This window comes from Pseudomonas sp. NBRC 111119 (assembly GCF_001320125.1).
GTDB lineage: Bacteria > Pseudomonadota > Gammaproteobacteria > Pseudomonadales > Pseudomonadaceae > Aquipseudomonas > Aquipseudomonas parafulva.
In genome coordinates, this window is record NZ_BCAV01000095.1 from 1 (window position 1) to 2,339 (window position 2,339).

2 protein-coding genes are annotated in these 2,339 nt (G+C 61.9%); both read left to right on the forward strand.

Going from position 1 to position 2,339, the window contains the following annotated elements; translation table 11 throughout:
- Nucleotides 1-873: phosphopantetheine-binding protein (locus tag APH25_RS24695; protein WP_156333285.1), on the forward strand; the 873-nt coding region annotated here is incomplete at its 5' end.
- Between the two features lie 16 nt (nucleotides 874-889).
- Nucleotides 890-2,339, forward strand: a 1,450-nt coding sequence (locus APH25_RS24700; RefSeq protein WP_256217617.1) for a condensation domain-containing protein, incomplete at its 3' end; no start/stop codon positions are given.

The following is a 2,339-nucleotide window of genomic DNA, read 5'->3' on the forward strand; positions in this document are numbered from 1 at the left end:
TTGCGGTGCTATATCCTTGATCGTGATCTTGCTCCAGCACCTCTGGGGGCCCTAGGTGAGCTTTACCTGGCCGGCACTGGGCTTGCGCGGGGCTATCACCAGCGCCCGGCACTGACTGCCGAGCGCTTTGTTGCCAGCCCGTTCGTGGCGGGTGAGCGGTTGTACCGTACCGGCGACCTGGCGCGTTACCGGGCCGACGGGGTGATCGAGTATGCCGGGCGTCTCGACCACCAGGTGAAGCTGCGCGGCCTGCGTATCGAGCTGGGCGAGATCGAGGCGCGTCTGATGGACCACCCTGGAGTGCGTGAAGCCTGCGTTGTGGCCGTGGACGGGACTTGGCTGATGGCTTATGTGGTGCCGCAGATGGGCGCCGATGCAGAGCCTGCGGCGCTGAGTGAGCAATTGAAAGTGCACGTGGGCGAGGCATTGCCGGGTTACATGGTGCCTAGTCAAATCATGGCCATTGCGGCCATGCCCCTGAGCCCAAATGGCAAGCTCGACCGCAAGGCCCTGCCCAAGCCTGATGGCATTGCATCCCAGCGTCCATATGTGGCGCCGATAAGTGAGCTGGAGCAGCAGGTGGCCGCCATCTGGTCAAGCATTCTGGACGGCGTGCAGGTAGGGCTGGAGGACAACTTCTTCGCCCTGGGTGGGCATTCACTGCTGGCAACCCAGGTGGTGATGCAGATGCGTGACCAATTGCAACAGGAGATCCCGATCAAGTTGTTGTTCACGGCCGATGACCTGCGCAGCTTCTGTGCACAGGTCGGGGAGCTCCAAGGGGCCCTGCAGCCGCTGCAGGATGAACTGACTAAATCTCTGGAGGCGCTTAAACGTCTATCAGCCAATGATCTTGAGAAACTGATTTCTTAAATTTGAGGGCTGAAGCGTGCAAGAGTTAATCGAGTCGGTAGGGGCGCTTTCTCCGAAGGAACGCAAGGCGCTGGCCATCCTGCTCAAGCAGAAGGGGATCAACCTGTTCAGTATCGCGCCGATTTTCCGGCGCGGTGCCGAAGAGCCTCTGTTGCCGTCCTACGCTCAGCAGCGGCAATGGTTCCTTTGGCAGCTGGAGCCACACAGTGCGGCATACAACCTGTCCAAGGCCTTGCGCCTTAAGGGGCATCTGGATGTACAAGCGCTGTCCCGGACACTTGATGCCCTACAGGCACGCCACGAGTCGTTACGCACCACCTTCGTCGACGACGGTGAGCAGTTGCTGCAACGCATCGCCGAGCACACACGCTTGCAACTGCCAGTGCACGACCATGCCCAGGCGTGGGCGCGTGAGGGCGAGGATGGTTTACAAGGTTTGGTCGAGGCCGAAATCGGCCAGGCGTTCGACCTTGGGCAAGGGCCGCTGTGGCGGGTGGCGCTCCTGCGTTTGTCCGCCGACGACCATGTGCTGGTATTGACACTTCATCACAGCATCTGCGATGGCGCTTCGATGCAAGTGATGGTGGACGAATTGGTGAGCCTGTATGCCGGATTCAGCCAGGGCCTGCCGGCCCAGCTGGCGCCGATGCCAATCCAGTACTCCGATTATGCCTCGTGGCAACGCCAGTGGATGGAAGCCGGCGAGCAGGCGCGCCAGTTGGAGTACTGGAAAGCCAGCCTGGCCGGTGACCTGCCGGTGCTCGAGCTGCCGACCGACCGTGCGCGCCCAGCTGTACAGAGCTTTGCCGGTGCCTGCCACCAGGTCGAGTTGAGTGCCGAACGCCTTGCCGGCATCAAACGCCTGTGCCAGACCGAAAACGTCACGGTGTTCATGCTGCTGCTGGCGTCATTCCAGGTGCTGTTGCACCGGTACAGTGGCCAGACAGACATCTGCACGGGCGTACCCATAGCCAACCGTGGCAAAGCCGGTACCGAGGGCCTCATCGGTTTTCTGGTCAACACCCAGGTTCTGCGCACTCATGTGGAGGCCGAACAGCCGGTTCACGGCTTGCTCCAGCAGGTGCGTGAAGCCGCACTGGGCGCCCAGGCTCACCAAGACCTGCCATTCGAGCAACTCGTCGAGGCGCTGCAGCCGGAGCGCAGTCTAAGCCACAACCCCCTGTTCCAGGTAATGTTCAACCATCAGGCCCAGGAGCGCCATGGCGCTGACCTGGAGCTGCCGGGTCTGCGCGTGTCAGGGTTGCAATGGGACAGCCACAGTGCGCAATTCGACCTCACCCTCAACACGGCGGAGCATGAGGGTGGTGTCAGTGCAGCGTTCACCTATGCCACCGACCTGTTCGATATTGCCACGGTCCAGCGCATGGCCGACCACTGGCTGCGCCTGCTGGATGCCATGGTATCCGCACCCCACACTCGGGTGCGCGACCTGCCGATGCTGTCGG